This window comes from Mesorhizobium sp. RIZ17 (genome assembly GCF_051127865.1).
Lineage (GTDB): Bacteria > Pseudomonadota > Alphaproteobacteria > Rhizobiales > Rhizobiaceae > Mesorhizobium > Mesorhizobium humile.
In genome coordinates this window covers 848838-867341 of record NZ_CP147861.1, presented here as the reverse complement: position 1 = coordinate 867341, position 18504 = coordinate 848838, and the positions used below count along the sequence as shown (strand labels likewise).

The window sequence follows — 18504 nt, the reverse complement described above, 5'->3', positions numbered from 1 at the left end:
ATGAACTGGTCATTCCAACTCTACAGCGCCCGCAATTTCCAGCCATGGAACGGCGTGGTGAAAATGCTCGGCGAGCTCGGCTACAAACAGGTCGAAGGCTTTGGCGGCGTCTATGACGACCCGAAAGCTTTTCGCGCCGAGCTCGACAAGAACGGGCTTGCGATGCCGACCGGGCATTTCTCGATCGACGCGCTGGAGAACGATTTCGACGGCGTGCGCAAAATCGCCGACGCGCTCGGCATCAAGCTCATGATCTGCCCCTATCTGATGCCCGACCAGCGCCCGTCCGACGCCGCCGGCTGGCGCGGCTTCGGCGAGCGCCTGGCCAAGGCGGGCGAGACCGCCAAGAAGGCCGGCTACGGCTTTGCCTGGCACAACCACGATTTCGAATTCAAGGCACTTGCCGACGGCTCGCTGCCGCAGGACCATATCCTGTCCGCCGCGCCTGATATCGGCTGGGAGATGGACGTCGCCTGGGTGGTGCGCGGCGGCGCCGATCCGCTGCCCTGGATCGAAAAGCACGGCAAGCGCATCGTCGCCGTCCACGTCAAGGACATGGCCAAGCCCGGCGAGGGACTGGACGAGGACGGCTGGTCCGATGTCGGCCACGGCACGATCGACTGGGCGGGCCTGTTCAAGACATTGCGCGCCAAGAGCCCGGCTCAATATTTCATCATGGAGCAGGACAACCCCAACGACATCGAGCGCTATGCCCGGCGATCGATCGCGGCAGCCAAGAGCTGGCAGGAGTAATCGAAATGGCAGAGAAACTTGGCGTCGGCGTCATCGGCTGCGGCAACATATCGAAGGCGTATTTCTCGCTGTCGCCGCTGTTCCACGGCATCAAGATGCGCGCCTGCGCGGATATCAACATGGATGCCGCGAAAGCGCGGGCAAAGGAGTTCAAGCTGCGCGCCGAGACGGTCGACGACCTGCTCAAGGACGACGAGATCGATATCATCGTCAACCTGACGATCCCGGCCGTGCACTATGAAGTGTCGAAAGCGGTGCTCGACGCCGGCAAGCATGTCTATTCGGAAAAGCCGTTCGTGCTGTCGATCGAGGAAGGGCTCGATCTCAAGAAACGGGCCGAGAAGAAAGGCCTGCGCATCGGTTCGGCCCCGGACACCTTCCTCGGCGGCGCGCACCAGCTGGTCCGCGATCTCATCGACAGCGGCAAGCTCGGCGCGATCACCAGCGGCACCTGCCATGTGATGGGCCATGGCATGGAGCACTGGCACCCCAACCCGGACTTCTTCTTCCAGCCGGGCGCCGGTCCGGTGCTGGATATCGGACCCTACTACGTTACCAACCTGATCCAGCTGATCGGGCCGGTGAAGCAGGTGGCGGCTTTCGCGACGACACCAGCGAAGGAACGGACGATTTCGTCGAAACCGCGCGCGGGCGAAAAGATCCCGGTGAATACGCCGACCACCATCCATGCGCTGCTCGAATTCGCCAATGGCGCGGTGATCACGCTCAACACCAGCTGGGACGTCTGGAGCCACGGCCACGCGCCGATGGAGCTCTATGGCGAATTGGGCACCGTCTTCGTGCCGGACCCGAACTTCTTCGGCGGCGAGGTGCGCTTCACCAATGGCACAAAGCCGGTGAAGAAGCTGCCGAAATGGAACCATCCGTTCGGTGTGCCGAACGAGATGCATGGCCAGGGCATGATGGCCAACTACCGCACCGCCGGCCTTGCCGACATGGCGATCGCGATCGCTGAAGGGCGGCCGCATCGCTGCTCGATGGAGCTGGCGCTGCACGCCGTCGATGTGATGACCGGCATCCTGCGTTCCGGCGAAAGCGGCAAATATGTCGCCATGCAGACGAGCTGCGAGCGGCCGGCCGCGCTCGGCGTCAAGGACGCGAAGGCGCTGCTGGCGAAGAAAAAGTAGGTGGCAACCCCTCTCCCCGTTCCGGCGGGGAGAGGGTAATGATTAGGGGCGAGCATCGATTCAATTTATCTGGTGGCGATCTCTGCGCCGCTTGTATCCCGAGGATTCCCCCATGCCCTATGTCGCCGCCGAGAACCGCTACGAGAAGATGATCTACAACCGCTGCGGGCGGTCCGGCCTGAAGCTGCCGGCGATCTCGCTCGGGCTGTGGCACAATTTCGGCAACGACACGCCGCACAAGACCAAGCAGGCGCTCGTGCGCAAGGCCTTCGACCTCGGCATCACGCATTTCGACCTCGCCAACAATTACGGCCCGCCTCCCGGCTCGGCGGAAACCGCGTTCGGCGAGATACTGCGCAGCGATTTCGCAGGCTATCGCGACGAGCTGATCATTTCGACCAAGGCCGGCTACGAGATGTGGGCCGGCCCGTATGGCGAATGGGGCAGCCGCAAGTATGTGCTGGCCAGCCTCGACCAGAGCCTCAAGCGCATGGGGCTCGACTATGTCGACATCTTCTATTCGCACCGTTTCGACCCCGAGACACCGCTCGAGGAAACGATGGGGGCGCTCGACCACGCGGTGCGCTCGGGCAAGGCGCTCTATGCCGGCATCTCGTCCTACAATTCGCAGCGCACGCGCGAGGCGGCCGACATATTGAGGCAGCTCGGCACGCCCTGCCTGATCCACCAGCCGAGCTATTCGATGCTCAACCGCTGGGTTGAGGAAGACGGGCTGCTCGACACGCTGGAGGGGCTCGGCATCGGCTCGATCGTGTTCTCGCCGCTGGCGCAGGGCATGCTGACCGACAAATATCTCGGCGGTATTCCCGATGGCAGCCGCGCATCCCAGGGCAAATCGCTCAAGCCTGCCTTCATCAACGACAAGTCGATCGCCAACATCAAGGCGCTCAACGCCGTTGCCGGCCGCCGCGGCCAGACGCTGGCGCAGATGGCGCTGGCCTGGGTGCTGCGCAAGGGCCGCGTGACCACGGCGCTGATCGGCGCCAGCCGGCCCGAACAGGTCGAGGATTGCGTCGGCGCGCTCAAGGCGCTCGAGTTCTCCGATGCCGAACTGGCCGAGATCGACACTTACGCGCGCGAGTCCGACATCAACCTGTGGGCGGCTTCTGCCGAACGCAAGGGGCCGCCGCGCAAGTAGCGATTAGCCGGCGAACCATCTGGCCCGGCGCGCACCGGAAGGGATGCGCTGCGGAAACAGTGGCAAAATCACTCGTTCGTCGCTATCTCAGGGGAATTGAAGTCGTTCGCATGCGAGATTTCGCGCGGGCGCCAACTGGGCAAACAAGATGACGGCAAGAGATGCGCTGACCAAGAACCAGCTCTGCGTGCTCGAGAAGCTCGAGGCGTCGAGCGGGCCGCTCAGCGCCTATACGCTGCTCGACCAACTGCGCGAGCGCGGTTTTCGCGCGCCATTGCAGGTTTACCGGGCGCTCGACACGCTGGTGAAGTCCGGCTTGGTGCACCGGCTGGAGAGCCTCAATTCCTTCGTCGCCTGCGCCGAGTCGCACGACCACAGCCATTCGATGACGGCCTTTGCCATCTGCGACAATTGCGGCCAGGTGACGGAGATGTCCGACCACGATGTCGACCACCGGCTGGACGAGTGGGTGCGCTCGACGGGATTCGCGGCCAAGAAGGCGGTGATCGAGTTTCGTGGGGTTTGCGCCAAGTGTCGGGCCGAAGCTGCTTAGCTCTATACGACTTAGCCTTTTAATGCCGGCGCGAAGCCCCCCTCTCTGTCCTGCCGGACAGAGAGGGGGGCGACGGATCGCGGCGCCTCTCGGCATGCCGCCTAATGCGCCTCGTCCCAGTTGTTAGCAGCCCGCGCATCGACATGCAGCGGCACCGACATCGAGACAGCCGGCATCGGCGCGTTTTCCATCACGCGGCGCACGACGGGAATCGTCGCCTCGACCTCCGCTTCCACCGTTTCGAAGATCAGCTCGTCATGCACCTGCAACAGCATGCGGGCGGAGAGCTTCGCCTTGTCCAGCGCCTCCTCCATATGCACCATGGCGCGGCGGATGATGTCGGCGGCGGTGCCTTGCAGCCTGGCGTTGATCGAGGCGCGCTCGTTGAAGGCGCGGATCGACGGGTTGGACGACCTTATCTCCGGATAGTGGATGCGGCGGCCGAAGATGGTTTCGACAAAGCCGTGCTCGCGCGCATAGGCCTTGGTTTCCTCGATATAGTCGCGGATGCCCGGGAAGCGCTCGAAATAGCGCTTGATGTAGGCGCTGGCCTCGTCGCGCGGGATCGACAGCTGGTTGGCGAGGCCGAAGGCCGAGATGCCGTAGATGATGCCGAAATTGATCGCCTTGGCGCGCCGGCGCACCTCCGAGGGCATGCCCTCGACCGGCACGTTGAACATTTCGGAGGCAGTGATGGCGTGGATGTCGGCGCCGTCGGCGAAAGCCTGCTTGAGCTGCGGGATCTCGGCGACGTGGGCAAGCACGCGCAATTCGATCTGGCTGTAGTCGGCCGAGACCAGCTTGTGGCCTTTCTCGGCGATGAAGGCGGTCCTGATCTTGCGGCCTTCGGCGGTGCGCACCGGGATGTTCTGCAGATTGGGATCGGAGGACGACAGTCGCCCGGTCGTGGTCGCGGCCAGCGCATAGGAGGTGTGGACGCGGTTGGTGCCGGGGTTGATGAAGCCGGGCAGCGCGTCGGTGTAGGTCGATTTCAGCTTGGTCAGCTGACGCCAGTCGACGATCTTGCGCGGCAGCTCGTGGCCTTCGGCGGCGAGGTCCTCAAGCAGCTGCGCCGAGGTCGACCACTGGCCGGTCTTGGTCTTCGAGCCGCCGGGCAGGCCCATCTTGCCGAACAGGATGTCGCCGAGCTGCTTCGGCGAGCCGATGTTGATGCGCTCGCCGACGATCCCGTAGATTTCCTCCTCGACGCGGGCAGCACCCTGCGCCAGTTCGCCGGACAGCCGCGACAGGATCTGGCGGTCGACCGAGATGCCGCGCTGTTCCATGCGGGCCAGAACCGGCACCAGCGGCCGTTCCAGCCGCTCGTAGACGGAAACGAGGCCTTTGGCGGCCAGCCTCGGCTTCAGCAACTGCCACAGCCGCAGCGCCAAGTCGGCCTGCTCGCCGGCATAGGCGGTGGCGCGCTCGATATCGACCTGGTCGAAGCCGATGGCATTCTTGCCCGAGCCGGCAAGTTCCTTCTTGGAGGACGGCGCGTGGCCAAGCCACTTCTCCGACAGCGAGGCGAGGTCGTGGCCGCCCGAGGTGCCGGCGTCGAGCACGTAGGAGATCAACATCGTGTCGTCGAACGGACCGACCTCGATGCCGTGCCGGCTCATCACGACGATGTCGTATTTCATGTCCTGCACGATCTTGAGGACCGAACGGTCCTCAAGCAACGGCTTGAGCAGCGCCAACGCGTCGCGGACGGGGATCTGGTTCTCCACCATGCCGCCGCCGAGCAGGTCGCCATTGCCGCTCTTGTGGGCGAGCGGCACATAGACGGCGCGGCCGGGCGCGATCGCCATGGAAATGCCGATGAGATCGGCCTGCATCGGGTCGGGCGAAGAGGTCTCGGCATCGAGCGCAAGGATGCCGGCGTCGCGGGCTTCGGCGATCCAGGCCTTGAGCGCCGCCGCATCGCGGATGGCGCCATAGGCCGAGGGATCGATCTTGCGCGCCGTCGCCTGCTCCAGCCGCAGCGCCGAGAGGAGGGAGGGGGTGTCGCCCTGCGGCGGCGCGTCCTCGCCCCTTACCGCCGGCTTCGCGGCGCCGTTTGATGAGGCTGCTGCCTGTCTCGGCGGAGCGCCGGCCCCGACATCGGGCCCATGCGCGGCATCGGCGCGCTCGACGGTGACGGCGGAAGCCTGGACGTCGCCGATCTCGGTCGCGGTCGCCTCGGCGACGCGGCGCGTCAGCGTGGTGAACTCCATCGTCTTCAGGAAGCCGATCAGCTTCGGGCCGTCCGGTTCATGCAGGACCAGCTCGTCCAGCCCCTCCTTCATAGGTACGTCGTTCTTCAGCGTCACCAGCTGGCGCGAGATGCGCGCCTTGTCGGCGTTGGCGATGATGGTCTCGCGCCGCTTGTCCTGCTTGATCTCGGAAGCGCGCGCCAGCAGGCCGTCGAGATCGCCGAACTGCTCCAGAAGCTGTGCCGCGGTCTTCGGGCCGATGCCGGGCACGCCCGGCACGTTATCGACCGAGTCGCCGGTCAGCGCCTGCAGGTCAATCATCTTTTCCGGCGGCACGCCCCATTTCTCGATCACTTCGGGGATGCCGATCTGGCGGTCCTTCATCGGGTCGTACATGCCGACCGTCGGGCCGACCAGCTGCATCAGATCCTTGTCGGAGGAGATGATGGTGGTGTCGGCGCCGACCTCGCAGGCGAGCCGGCAATAGGTGGCGATGATGTCGTCGGCCTCGAAGCCTTCCATCTCGATGCAGGGCAGGTTGAAGGCCACGGTCGCCTGGCGGATCAGCCCGAATTGCGGGATCAGGTCTTCCGGCGGCGCCGAGCGGTTCGCCTTGTATTCAGGGTAGAGATCGCTGCGGAAGGTTTTCGAGGAATAATCGAAAATGACGGCGAAATGCGTCGGCACCACACCTACATTGGTGTTGCGGGCGTCCTGCACCAGCTTCCAAACCATGTTGCAGAAGCCGAGCACGGCATTGGTCGGCAGGCCGTCGGACTTGCGGTTGAGCGGCGGCAGCGCGTGGTAGGCGCGGAAAATGTAGCCGGAGCCGTCGACGAGGAAGAGGTGATCGCCTTTTTTCATGCCGGCAGGGATAGCGCGGCCAGCCTTCGCGGTCCATGCCAAAGGCTGCGGAACCCACCGGTTCGGGCAACACCCCTGACAGATCCTGTCCGCCAAAGCGTGTCGCGCTGAAACGGATTCAGGTGACGTGTTTTGCGTCTTTTTGTTCGTGCATGCCGTTTCCCAAAACCGCTGCACAGTTTTGGGCGACGTGCATGGAATTCGCCGCTCACGGGCATGTTACAAAACTGTAATTTTCGTGCCCTTGAATCGCCACGTTCACAGACCCAAATACATTTCATCGGCAGTTTTCGCCGAAGTCCGGAGTAAGGCCCGTCCCCCGCCTATCCCGGGCAACTGCGGCAGCCTATCCCCCCTCTCCGGGCTGCCGCATCGTTTCGAGTAGAGACCGCCGTGGTTCCCCCTCCACCACGGCGGTCTTTTTTTTGCCTTTCGGCTGGCCCCTTGCCTCGTTGGTCTAACGATCGCGGCTTTTCGTTTTCGGCGTGGCCCTTTAGGGTCTGCCCAAAATCGAAAGGCAAAAAGCATGTCCAGAATCTCCCCCGTCCTCGACCGTCTCGACCAGAATCTCGACCAGAGCCTGGGGCGGCTGTTCGGCCTGCTCGGCATCAAGTCGATCTCCACCGATCCGGCCTTTGCCGCCGACTGCCGCAAAGGGGCGGAATGGTTGGTCGCCGAGCTCAAGCTGATCGGCTTCGACGCCAGTGTGCGCGACACGCCCGGACATCCGATGGTGGTGGCGCATCACGAGGGACCGGCGGGCGCGCCGCATGTGCTGTTCTACGGCCATTACGACGTGCAGCCGGTCGATCCGATCGAATTGTGGGAAACCGACCCGTTCGCGCCGTCGATCAAGGAGATCGAGCCTGGACGCAAGGTAATCACCGGACGAGGCTCGGCCGACGACAAGGGGCAGCTGATGACCTTCGTCGAGGCCTGCCGCGCGTGGAAGCAGGTGCATGGCAATCTGCCGTGCCGCGTCACCATCCTGTTCGAGGGCGAGGAGGAGTCCGGCTCGCCATCGCTGAAGCCGTTCCTGGAAGCCAACGCCGCCGAGCTGAAGGCGGATTTCGCGCTGGTCTGCGACACCAGCATGTGGAACCGCGAGACGCCGTCGATCTGCGTGTCGCTGCGCGGCATGGTCGGCGAGGAGGTCACCGTCAAGGCTGCCAGCCGCGACCTGCATTCGGGCCTCTATGGCGGTCCCGCCGCCAATCCGATCCGCATCCTGGCCAAGGTGCTGGCCGACATCCACGACAAGGACGGCCACGTCACCATCCCGGGCTTCTATGACGGCGTCGAGGAGACGCCTTCGCAGGTGCTGAAATCCTGGGAAGGGCTCGGCGAGACGGCCGAGACCTTCCTCGGACCGGTCGGCCTTTCCATCCCGGCCGGCGAAAAGGGCCGCTCGGTGCTCGAGCTCACCTGGGCGCGGCCGACGGCGGAATTCAACGGCATCATCGGCGGTTATACCGGCAAGGGTTTCAAGACGGTGATCGCGGCGCAAGCCTCGGCGAAGGTGTCGTTCCGGCTCGTCCACAAGCAGGATCCGAAGAAGATCCGCGCCGCCTTCCAGGCCTTCGTGCGCGAACGCATCCCCGGCGACTGCTCGGTCGAGTTCCATCCGCATGGCGGCTCGCCCGCAATCCAGCTTTCCTACGATTCGCCGTTCCTGACCAAGGCCAAGGACGCGCTGTCGGACGAGTGGGAGAAGCAGGCGGTGACCACGGGCGGCGGCGGCTCGATCCCGGTGGTCGGCGATTTCCAGACCTATCTCGGCATGGAATCGCTTCTGGTCGGCTTCGGCCTCGACGATGACCGCATCCACTCGCCGAACGAGAAATACGAGCTGACCTCCTTCCACAAGGGGCAGCGGTCCTGGGCGCGAATCCTCGATGCGCTGACCCGCTAAACAACAAGTTTTGGTTGATTTTTCACCGGATCGCGGCAAGGACGGGCTTTCTAGTTTTTATGCAGCGTCCTTTGCGCATCCCAAAAGATGCGCGGCGCTGCAGATCGCGATCCGGAGAAGAGAATGACCGCAGACATCCGTTTTCACAAGAACGACCTGCCGGACCTCACCCGCTACAATGTCGGGGCGGTGGCCATCGACACGGAAACGCTGGGCTTGAACCCGCATCGCGACCGGCTCTGCGTGGTGCAGATTTCTCCCGGCGACGGCAGTGCCGACGTCATCCAGATCGCGCCTGGCCAAAAGGAGGCGCCCAACCTCGTCAGCCTGCTCAGGAACGACGCCGTGATGAAGTTGTTTCACTACGGCCGTTTCGACATCGCCGTGCTCTACAATGCCTTCGGCGTCATGGCGGAACCGGTGTTCTGCACCAAGATCGCCTCGCGGCTGACCCGCACCTATACCGACCGCCATGGGCTGAAGGATCTGTGCAACGAATTGCTCGGCATCGGCCTGTCCAAGGCGCAGCAATCCTCGGACTGGGCGGCGGAAACGCTCTCGCCCGAACAGCTCGAATACGCCGCCTCCGACGTGCTCTATCTGCATCGTCTGCGCGAGGTGCTGGCGGCGCGCCTGGCACGCGAAAATCGCACCAGGGAGGCGGATGCCTGCTTCCGTTTCCTGCCGACGCGAGCCAAGCTCGACCTGATGGGCTGGGCCGAGGAAGACATCTTCGCGCACAGCTGACGGAACCCGGAGCCGCGCGGGACGTTTCCGCCAGCCCGATGAGGCGTAGGATTGGGAGGGAGTGAGATGGCAGAACGCAAACCGATCACGAGCGCGCCCAAGGACGGCTCCAAAGTCACGATCATGTGGAAGGACGGCGACGGTGTCGTCAACGAATCCGTCGGGCAATATCGCGACGGCGGCTGGTGGGTCTACACCGACAGCGCCACGCAGAAGAAAGTCGATCCGACGAGCTGGCGGCCCGCTTCAGATGACGATGGCGACGACCGGTGAAGCCCCCGCTGGCGTGATCAAAGGCTTTCGAATAGCCTGAGACTGTTGATATTGAAGGCCGATTCGGAGCCTTTCTCTGATCCGGCTGTTCGCTCGGAGGAAATCAGCATGGGCATTGAAAGTCTTCTCGTCTTCATCATCATCGGCGCCATCGCCGGCTGGCTTGCCGGCCTGATCGTCTCGGGCTTCGGCTTCGGCCTGCTCGGCAACATCGTCGTCGGCATCATCGGCGCCTTCATTGCCGGCTGGCTTTTGCCAAGGCTGGGCTTCGCCATTGGCGGCGGCATCCTCGCCTCCATCATCAACGCCACCATTGGCGCAGTTATCCTGTTGGTGCTGGTCAAGGTCCTGAAGCGAGCGTGACGCTCCAACTCTTTGTTTCAACGCAATTCCGGACGGAAAGTCACGGCGAAGTCGTCGAACCTGACCGCTTTGCACGTTTCCTGGAATTGCCCCGAAGGAGCGCGCCGTGAAGCAGAACATGCTTTATCTGATCATCGGCGCGCTTGTGGTCGTGATCATCGCGCTCGGCATCTATGTCTATCGCGAGCAGACCAGGCCCAAAGGCGTCGAGCTCAAGATCGACGACAAGGGTATTTCGATCCAGCAGAATTGAGCACGGTGGCCGGCCGGGAGAGGCCGGCGCCGTGAGGGGCTAGACCGATCCCGGCAAATGCGTCAATCCGCGCAGCGAGGTCGAACGGGGAAACATCTACGCGCTCGCCGCCCGGTCCGTGCCGGGGGTAGCCGTGGTCGACATGAACGATGCGATATGCGGCAAGGACAGCTGCCCGGCGGTGGTCGGCAACATCGTCGTCTGGCGCGACAACCATCATCTGACGGCGACCTACGCCTTGGCGCTGGCGCCTCGTCTGGCCAAGGCGGCAGGATTTTAGGCGACTTGTCTATCAAAAATGGCGTCCTGCAGACAGCCGACGCGGCCTAGAACGTACCGCGAGGCAGCCGGCTTCAGAAAATCCCAAGGGTTTTCAAAAGGCTGCATAAACCCTGCTTTAACCCGCCTTTAAACCGCCGCATCTAGTCTTCAACCCGAACGCCATCGGCACCGGGGCAGCAAGCAAGAGCGCATGGCGAACCGCAGAGACAGTCGCATCGAACCGAGCTTCGAGGGATCGCCGCGCGCGAAATCCTCCGAAGGCTTTTCGGTCAGCGAGGAGGATCGCGTCGTGCCGGGCAGTCGTAAATCCGCTTCGAAAGGCAAGTCCGCCAAGGCAAAATCGCGCGGCCGCGGACGTGGTCGCGACCGCAATCCGAGCGGGCTGCTCGGCATCGCCACGCGGCCTGTCTATTGGTGCTTCGTGCTCTGCATCTGGGGCGGTATCGCGGTGGCCGGCATCGTCGTCTATTACGGTGCCAAGATGCCGGCGGCGACGACATGGTCGGTCCCGGACCGCGCGCCAAACATCAAGATCGTCTCGGTCGACGGCGCGCTGATCGCCAACCGCGGCGCGTCGGGCGGCGAGGCCGTCGGCCTGCATGAAATGTCGCCCTATATCCCGGAGGCCGTCGTCGCCATCGAGGACCGCCGCTTCTATTCGCATTTCGGCATCGACCCGATCGGCCTGTCGCGCGCCATGGTCACCAATCTCGTCGGCGGGCATTTCTCGCAGGGCGGCTCGACGCTGACACAGCAGCTGGCGAAGAACCTGTTCCTGACGCCGGACCGCACGCTGGAGCGCAAGGTCCAGGAAGTGCTGCTCGCGCTCTGGCTCGAGCACAAGCACAGCAAGGACCAGATCCTCGAAATGTACCTCAACCGGGTCTATTTCGGCTCGGGCGCCTATGGCGTCGAGGCCGCCTCGAGGCGCTATTTCGGCAAGAGCGCGCGCGACGTGACGCTTTCCGAAGCTGCGTTGCTGGCGGGCTTGCTCAAGGCGCCGTCCAAGCTTTCGCCGGCGCGCGACCCGAAGGCGGCCGAGGAGCGGGCGCAGCTCGTGCTCGCGGCGATGCGCGAGACCGGCAAGATCAGCGACAAGGAATACAAGACCGCGCTGAGCGCGCCGGCGACGCGCGCGCCGTCCTACTGGACCGGCTCGGAAAACTATGTCGCCGATACGGTCATGGACGAACTCCCCGATCTCATCGGCGACGTGCGCGGCGACATCGTCATTGACACCACGGTCGACCTCAACCTGCAGAAGCTTGCCGAACAGTCGATCCGTCGGCTGGTCGACGAGAGCGGCAAGAAGCTCAATGTCACGCAAGGCGCGCTGGTGTCGATCGACGATTCCGGTGCGGTGCGCGCCATGGTCGGCGGCTATGATTATTCGACCAGCCAGTTCGATCGCGCCTCCGAAGCGCGCCGGCAGCCGGGCTCGGCCTTCAAGCCGTTCGTCTACATGGCGGCGCTGGAAGCCGGCCGCACGCCGGACAGCATCCGCAACGACGCGCCGATCAAGATCGGCAAATGGACGCCCGACAATTACGGCGGCAAATATTACGGCAAGGTGACGCTGGCGACGGCCCTGGCCAAGTCGTTGAACTCGGTCGCCGCACAGCTCACCATGGAGGTCGGACCCGACGCCGTGGTGGAAGCCGCGCACCGCATGGGCATCCAGTCCGACCTGCAGGCCAACACCTCGATCGCGCTCGGCACCTCGGAGGTGACGCCGCTGGAGCTGACCTCCGCCTATGTGCCTTTCGCCAATGGCGGCTACAAGCCGGACATCCATTTCATCCAGCGCATCACCACCGCCAACGGCAAGGTGCTCTACGAGGGCAGCACCGGCAGTGCGCCGCGCGTCATCAAGGCCGATATCGTCGGCATGATGAACTCGATGATGACGGGCACGGTCGAGGTCGGCACCGCCAAGAAGGCGGCCTTCAACTGGCCGTCGGCCGGCAAGACCGGCACCAGCCAGAATTCGCGCGACGCCTGGTTCGTCGGCTACACCGCCAATCTCACCACGGGCGTGTGGTTCGGCAATGACGACGGCAGCCCGATGAAGAAGGTGACCGGCGGCGCCTTGCCGGCGCAGGCTTGGCACGAATTCATGGTGGCCGCGCATCAAGGCGTGCCGGTGCGGCCGCTGCCGGGCACCTGGAAGTCGACGCCGTCCGACACGATCGTGCCGGACGAGATCCCGTCGGCGGACGCCTCGCCACCGCCGGCTCCGCCCGCGGCTGTCGGCCAGTCACAGCCTGTAGCCCAGGCGCCTGCGCCCGTCCGCCAGGTGCGGACGGCGAAACCAGCCGAAACCGTCGACGCCGGCGGCTTCGACATGCCGAGCGACAGTGGATCGACCGCCTCGATCAAGCATCCGGTGCCGCCCGGCGATGTCGGCGGACCAAAGAAAAGGCGGCAAACGTCGATCCTGGACATATTGGGCGGCGGTTGAAGCCGTCCGACGGGATCGGCACGGCTCCAGCTTCTTATTCCATCACGAAGCCGAAAACCGGAACCTGCTTTCCGGGATCATGGCTGCGGCGGCAACTCGCCCTCTCGCAATGACTGCCGCCTTCGGCTACATGTCCGGCCGGAGACAAAGCCATGGCCGAGACCGACAGCAGAAAAACCATCGTGCTCACCGGCGCCAGCCGCGGCATCGGTCATGCGACCGTGAAGCGCTTTTCGCGCGAAGGCTGGCGCGTCATCACCTGCTCGCGCCAGGCCTTCGCCGAGGACTGCCCGTGGCCGGCCGGCCCCGAGGACCACATCAAGGTCGACCTCGCCGACCAGGAGGATGTCGGCATCGCCGTTTCGGAAATCCGTCACCGGCTGGAGGCGCATGGCGGTCAGCTCAACGCCCTGGTCAACAATGCCGGCATCTCGCCGAAGCTGAAGGACGGCAGCCGGATGAACTCGATCGAGACGCCGATGCATGTCTGGCGCGACGTCTTCCAGGTCAATTTCTTCGCGCCGATCATGCTGGCCAGAGGGCTGTTCAAGGAGCTCGCCGCCGCCAAGGGCTCGATCGTCAACGTCACCTCGATCGCCGGCACCCGCGTGCATCCTTTCGCCGGCACGGCCTATGCGACGTCGAAGGCGGCGCTCGGCTCGCTGACGCGCGAGATGGCGCATGACTTCGGGCCGCACGGCATCCGCGTCAACGCGATCGCGCCGGGCGAGATCGACACCGCGATCCTGTCGCCCGGCACCGACAGAATAGTCGAGACCATCCCGCTGAGAAGGCTGGGCGCCACCTCGGAAGTCGCCGACATCATCTTCTTCCTGTGCTCCGGCCAGGCATCCTACGTGACCGGCTCGGAGATCCACATCAATGGCGGCCAGCACGTCTGACTTCAGGCCATGGTGAGGACCGCCTTGCCGCTGAAACTGCGCTGCCTGAGCGCGCTGAGCGCCTGACCGATTTCCGTCCATGGCACGGTCATGGCCACGCGGGTCTCCAGCCGGCCGGCCGCGGCTAAGCCAAGCAGCCAGGCGATGTCGGCGCCGATGGCTGGACCGGACGCGTAATAGGCGAAAGTCTGGAGCCTCGCGCCTTCGTGGCCCGGAACGAACTGCCGGAAGCCGACGGGTGTCAGTTCGCCGCTGCTTGAGCCGAACATGACGATGGTGCCGCCCGGCGCCACGCGCTCGATCGCGTCGGCGAGGCTTTTGCCGCCGACCGATTCGGTGATCAGCGAGAATAGGCCGTCGGTCAGTTCGATCGACTCGACGACCTGCCCGGCGCCCAGATGGCGAAGATCATCGTGGTGCCGGGCCGAGGCGATCGCCGTCACCGAAGCGCCTTGCTCGCGGGCGATCTGGATCTGGAAACGACCGACCGCGCCGCTTGCGCCGGTGACCAGAACCCGCTGGCCCGTGAGGTCGCCGCCATGGCGCAAGGTCCGCAGCGCTGTCGTGCCCGCCACCGGGAGCGTGGCGGCAGAGGCGAAGCTTACGCCCTCCGGCACGACGGCGAGCCGGTCGGCCGGAACGGCGACGCGCTCGGCCCAGCCGGCCTGGTCGACCAAGGCCGCAACGCGCGCGCCAGCGGCCGGGCCGGAGCCGTCGGCGGCCGCGCGTTCGACGATGCCGACGATATCCTGGCCGGGGATCCAGCCGTCGGGGCGTATGCCGAGCAGGCGCAGCTCGCCACGGTTCAACGATGTTGCATGAACGGCCACCAATGCTTCATTCCCATTGCAGTTTGGGTCGTCGGCCTCGGTGAGCCTCAGCCCGGTGGGACTGTCGGAAGAAATAGCGAGAGCGAGCATAGGCTTACCTTTGAAATTGGTGCTTGGGAGTCGCGATCGATTGACGAAACAGCTGGAGCCTATCGACTTCCGTCATCGAAGAATTTAGAGATATAGCCAGATGATCGCTAAAAGAAGTCAGGTGTGAGACAACCGCTACGCTGGCCCTGGCCCAACTTCGACGTCGACGACGTGGTTGCGCCGGCGATCGCCGTCGGCGTCGACGTGACCGAAACAAAGGCCGAGGTGCCGGCGCACTGGCATCGCAAAGGCCAGCTCGTCTTCGCGCTCGGCGGCGGGGTCACCTGCCGCGTTCCCGGCGGGCTCTGGATGGTGCCGCCGCATTGCGGGGTGTGGGTGCCGAGCCGCATGGAACACAGCAACATAGCGACGGCCAATGCCCGCATCTTCTTCGTCTATATCGAGCCTGGCGTCGCCGCATTGCCGGAACAGTGCTGTACGCTTTCGATCTCGCCGTTGCTGCGCGAGCTGATCATCGAGCTATCGGAATGCGCGCCGGACGACGCGCGTTGCGACTTCCTGGGAAAGGTCCTGCTTGCAGAGCTGCCGCTCATGCCCGTGCAGCAATTGCATCTCCCGATCTCGGCCGAGCCGCGCTTGCGACGGATCGCCGAAGCGCTGGCGGACGATCCGGCCGATCGCAGCACGCTGGCCGATTGGGCAAACCGCGTTGCGCTCAGCGAGAGCAGCCTGGCACGCCTCGTGGTCAAGGAGACGGGCCTTAGTTTCGGGCGCTGGCGCCAGCAGCTGCATCTGATCGTGGCGCTCAGGGAACTGTCCGCCGGCGCCAGCGTGCAGCAGGTGTCGGGCGATCTCGGTTACGAATCCGTCACCGCCTTCATCACCATGTTCAAGAAAGCGCTGGGCAAGCCGCCCGCGAAATACCTCAGCGATATCGCGCAAAACGGCGGCTCCGCCTTCGTCGCCTGACACGCGTCAAGCCGGGTGCGGATTGATCTCCGTGACGGGATCGACCGGAACGGTGGCTTTGCCGGTCACCACCTCGACGATGCCGCGGGCGATCTCGCGCTCGCCCATGATCACGGTGTCGGCGCCGAGGCCCTTCAAATGCTCGACCTCGGCGTCGGAATGAGCGCGGGCAATGACGTTTATCGCCGGATTGGCCGCGCGCGCCCGAAGCACGATCTGTCCGGCCTCGAAGGCGTTGGGAATGGCGAGGATAAGCCGCCTGGCGCCTTCCGGGTTGGCGGCCGAGAAGATGTCCGCATTGGCGGCGTTGCCGGCGACGGTTTCGACGCCGTCGTCGCGCAGCTTCGCCAGCGTCTTGTCGGCATCCTCGATGACCAGGAAGGGCAGGGCGGCTTCCTTCAGCGCGGCGCCCACAAGGCTGCCGACGCGGCCGTAGCCGATCAGGATGGAATGGCCGGCAAGCGCCGTCTTCGGCGGCGGACCGTCTTCCTTTCCCGGAACTGCCAACACCGAAGCGACCTGGCTAGGCTCCGTCGCCGGACCGATAGGGCTCTGCTCTTCGACTGGCGCTGCCTTGCCGGCGCGTTTTTCGAGCCACGGCTTCATCCAGTCGACGACCAGGAATATCAGCGGATTGAGCAGGATCGAGAGAATGGCGCCAGCCAGGATCAGGTCGCGGCCCTGCTCGGGCAGCAGTTTCAGGCCGACGCCAAGCTCGGCCAGGATGAAGGAGAATTCGCCGATCTGGGCAAGGCTCGCCGAAATCATCAGCGCGGTCGCGATTGAATAGCGGAAGGCGATCACGATGATGAAAGCCGCGATCGATTTGCCGATGACGATGATGGCCAAGGTGGCGAGGATCGGCAGGCCGTTGCTGATGAGACTGGACGGGTCGAACAGCATGCCGACCGAGACGAAGAACAGCACCGAGAAGGCGTCGCGCAGCGGCAGCGATTCTTCCGCCGCGCGGTGGCTGAGCTCGGATTCACTCATGATCATGCCGGCGAAGAAGGCGCCGAGCGCCAGCGAGACGCCGAACAGCTTCGCCGCGCCGAAGGCGACGCCGAGCGCGATTGCCAGCACGCAGAGCCGGAACAGTTCGCGGGAGCCGGTATGGGCGACGTAATGCAGGATCCAGGGGATGACCCTGCGGCCGACTACCAGCATGACGACGACGAAGGCGGCGACCTTGGCAAGCGTGACGCCGACCACGCCCCATACGCCGTAGCTGGCCGGCAGCGAGAGCAGGCTCGCATGATCCTCGACCTGCGGCTGGCCGCCAAGCACGCCGGCGAGCGCCGGCAGAAGCACCAGTGCCAGCACCATGGCGAGATCCTCGACGATCAGCCAGCCGACGGCGATGCGGCCGCGTTCGGTCTCGATCAGCCGCCGCTCCTGAAGCGCGCGCAAAAGCACCACGGTCGAGGCGACCGAGAGTGCCAGGCCGAAGACCAGGCCGGCGCCCAGCGACCAGCCGAGCACCCAGGCAAGCCCGACACCGAGCAAGGTCGCAAAGCCGATCTGGACGATGGCGCCCGGCACGGCGATGGCGCGGACGGACAGAAGGTCCTTCAGCGAAAAATGCAGGCCGACGCCGAACATCAGAAGGATGACGCCGATTTCCGCGAGCTCGTTGGCAAGGCTGGCGTCGGCGACGAAGCCGGGCGTGTTCGGACCGACAAGGACGCCGGCGACAAGGTAGCCGACGAGCGGCGGAATGCGGAAACGGTTGGCTAAAGCCCCGAAGACGAAAGCAAGCCCCAGACCGGCGACGATGGTGGCGATAAGGGGCGTGTCATGCGGCATTGTCTATGGAGCGCCTTTCGAAAATTCACGATGTCGGATGGGCCCCCGCCGAGGCCGTCGCCTCTGGCAATATGGTGGACGGAGCGGCGATGATGCAACCACCGCCGCGCAGAAATCGACGCCGTGCAGCGATGCATGGGGGAAAATCGCGGCCGCGCCGCCAAAGAGACGGCTTCGAGACGCGATCCAGCCTCGAAACCGCTGTCTTTTCGCCGCTTTATGCCGCTTGCAACAGGTTCTCGATATCCGAAATCGTGTGGTTGGTGAGCGTCTTTGGGATTTCCGCCTGCACCTTCTCGCCCACCTCCTTGTGCAGTTTCTGGCGCATCTCGCCAAGCACTTGCGGCGGCGCGATCAGCACGACCGCGTCGAATTCGCCGCGATGCGCGAGCTTGTAGAGCCGGTCGGCAATCTCGACAGCGAAGCGCTCCTTGCCGAGGCGGTGCCAATCGGTTTCTTCGACAGCGCTGCGCGGACCCTCGTTGCTCTGGCGGCCCGGCTTGTCGGTGCCTTGCTCGCGCGTGGCGGGATTCTCCTGCTCCATCTCGTGCACCACTTCCAGGTTCGGGAACTTGTTGTCGCCCTGGTTGCGCAGGAACAGCGCCTTCTCGCCATCGGCCACGACGACCCATAATCCGTGTTTCAGCCTGATGCTCATGGCGTTCCTCCTTGCTTGCATGATTGCCGATCGACGGAGCCGGTATCGACAGATGGGCTGCTAGGGAAACGAGCCGTGGAGCATGATTGTTCCGATCTGGCGGTCGCGCTTCGATCACTCCCGGCCGACGAGGCTGAGTGCCGTTTTCGATAAGATCGGCTTTAATCTACTAACTTGGTAGAAATTAGAAAAAACTGTTTTGCGGCTTTCCCGGTTCGGCGCTAAAAATTACGGCGGATCAAGGCTGTTTCTCACGCCGCTCCGGCCGTCTTATTCTCAAAATAGAATTTTTTTCTCTTGGCCTTCGCGCTTGCGAAAAAGCGATTGC

General features: G+C 64.3%; 17 protein-coding genes. 13 read left to right on the top strand and 4 right to left on the bottom strand.

Features of this window, described 5'->3' with window-relative positions:
• From WDX12_RS04270 to WDX12_RS04255, 4 genes are all read left to right on the top strand, one after another.
• On the top strand, nucleotides 1–753 hold the full coding sequence (locus WDX12_RS04270; RefSeq protein ID WP_434724038.1) for a sugar phosphate isomerase/epimerase family protein: 753 nt from the start codon (nucleotides 1–3) through the stop codon (nucleotides 751–753).
• Nucleotides 754–758: 5 nt separating this feature from the next.
• The gene (locus WDX12_RS04265; RefSeq protein ID WP_434724037.1) at nucleotides 759–1901 is read left to right on the top strand and encodes a Gfo/Idh/MocA family protein; all 1143 of its coding nucleotides are present in this window, start codon (nucleotides 759–761) and stop codon (nucleotides 1899–1901) included.
• Nucleotides 1902–2013: 112 nt separating this feature from the next.
• Nucleotides 2014–3060, top strand: coding sequence for an L-glyceraldehyde 3-phosphate reductase (gene mgrA / locus WDX12_RS04260; protein WP_434724036.1), 1047 nt, complete (start codon nucleotides 2014–2016; stop codon nucleotides 3058–3060).
• 148 nt (nucleotides 3061–3208) lie between these two features.
• On the top strand, nucleotides 3209–3613 hold the full coding sequence (locus tag WDX12_RS04255) for a Fur family transcriptional regulator (RefSeq protein WP_434724035.1): 405 nt from the start codon (nucleotides 3209–3211) through the stop codon (nucleotides 3611–3613).
• A gap of 101 nt (nucleotides 3614–3714) precedes the next feature.
• On the opposite strand, the gene polA is transcribed toward WDX12_RS04255, so the two are convergent.
• Nucleotides 3715–6669 (bottom strand): DNA polymerase I, encoded by a 2955-nt coding sequence (gene polA / locus WDX12_RS04250; RefSeq protein WP_434725772.1) that lies wholly within the window; start codon nucleotides 6667–6669, stop codon nucleotides 3715–3717.
• Nucleotides 6670–7195: 526 nt separating this feature from the next.
• Here polA and WDX12_RS04245 point away from each other — a divergent pair.
• The 8 genes from WDX12_RS04245 to WDX12_RS04210 all read left to right on the top strand — a co-directional run bounded on the left by WDX12_RS04245 (nucleotide 7196) and on the right by WDX12_RS04210 (nucleotide 13862).
• Complete coding sequence (locus tag WDX12_RS04245) at nucleotides 7196–8581, top strand: M20/M25/M40 family metallo-hydrolase (protein ID WP_434724034.1); 1386 nt, start codon at nucleotides 7196–7198, stop codon at nucleotides 8579–8581.
• Between the two features lie 123 nt (nucleotides 8582–8704).
• Nucleotides 8705–9328 (top strand): ribonuclease D, encoded by a 624-nt coding sequence (locus tag WDX12_RS04240; protein WP_434724033.1) that lies wholly within the window; start codon nucleotides 8705–8707, stop codon nucleotides 9326–9328.
• A 66-nt stretch (nucleotides 9329–9394) separates the two neighbouring features.
• A complete protein-coding gene (locus WDX12_RS04235) occupies nucleotides 9395–9601 on the top strand; it encodes a hypothetical protein (protein ID WP_434724032.1) in 207 nt (68 codons plus the stop codon).
• Nucleotides 9602–9709: 108 nt separating this feature from the next.
• Complete coding sequence (locus tag WDX12_RS04230) at nucleotides 9710–9964, top strand: GlsB/YeaQ/YmgE family stress response membrane protein (protein ID WP_320296916.1); 255 nt, start codon at nucleotides 9710–9712, stop codon at nucleotides 9962–9964.
• A gap of 106 nt (nucleotides 9965–10070) precedes the next feature.
• Entirely contained in the window at nucleotides 10071–10217 is a 147-nt protein-coding gene (locus WDX12_RS04225) for a hypothetical protein (RefSeq protein WP_320296915.1), read from the top strand.
• A 118-nt stretch (nucleotides 10218–10335) separates the two neighbouring features.
• Nucleotides 10336–10497, top strand: coding sequence for an SGNH hydrolase domain-containing protein (locus WDX12_RS04220; RefSeq protein ID WP_434724031.1), 162 nt, complete (start codon nucleotides 10336–10338; stop codon nucleotides 10495–10497).
• Nucleotides 10498–10689: 192 nt separating this feature from the next.
• Nucleotides 10690–12960 (top strand): transglycosylase domain-containing protein, encoded by a 2271-nt coding sequence (locus WDX12_RS04215; protein WP_434724030.1) that lies wholly within the window; start codon nucleotides 10690–10692, stop codon nucleotides 12958–12960.
• A gap of 152 nt (nucleotides 12961–13112) precedes the next feature.
• Nucleotides 13113–13862, top strand: a complete 750-nt coding sequence (locus WDX12_RS04210; RefSeq protein ID WP_434724029.1) for an SDR family NAD(P)-dependent oxidoreductase — start codon at nucleotides 13113–13115, stop codon at nucleotides 13860–13862.
• 2 nt (nucleotides 13863–13864) lie between these two features.
• On the opposite strand, the gene WDX12_RS04205 is transcribed toward WDX12_RS04210, so the two are convergent.
• Complete coding sequence (locus WDX12_RS04205; RefSeq protein WP_434724028.1) at nucleotides 13865–14782, bottom strand: zinc-binding dehydrogenase; 918 nt, start codon at nucleotides 14780–14782, stop codon at nucleotides 13865–13867.
• Between the two features lie 123 nt (nucleotides 14783–14905).
• Here WDX12_RS04205 and WDX12_RS04200 point away from each other — a divergent pair, with 123 nt between their 5' ends.
• On the top strand, nucleotides 14906–15712 hold the full coding sequence (locus WDX12_RS04200; protein ID WP_434724027.1) for an AraC family transcriptional regulator: 807 nt from the start codon (nucleotides 14906–14908) through the stop codon (nucleotides 15710–15712).
• A gap of 6 nt (nucleotides 15713–15718) precedes the next feature.
• Here WDX12_RS04200 and ybaL read toward each other — a convergent pair whose 3' ends face one another.
• Together ybaL and WDX12_RS04190 are read right to left on the bottom strand one after the other, a co-directional pair.
• Nucleotides 15719–17518, bottom strand: a complete 1800-nt coding sequence (gene ybaL, locus WDX12_RS04195; protein WP_434724026.1) for a YbaL family putative K(+) efflux transporter — start codon at nucleotides 17516–17518, stop codon at nucleotides 15719–15721.
• Nucleotides 17519–17735: 217 nt separating this feature from the next.
• Complete coding sequence (locus WDX12_RS04190; RefSeq protein WP_320296909.1) at nucleotides 17736–18176, bottom strand: host attachment family protein; 441 nt, start codon at nucleotides 18174–18176, stop codon at nucleotides 17736–17738.
• Nucleotides 18177–18504 lie beyond the last annotated feature (328 nt).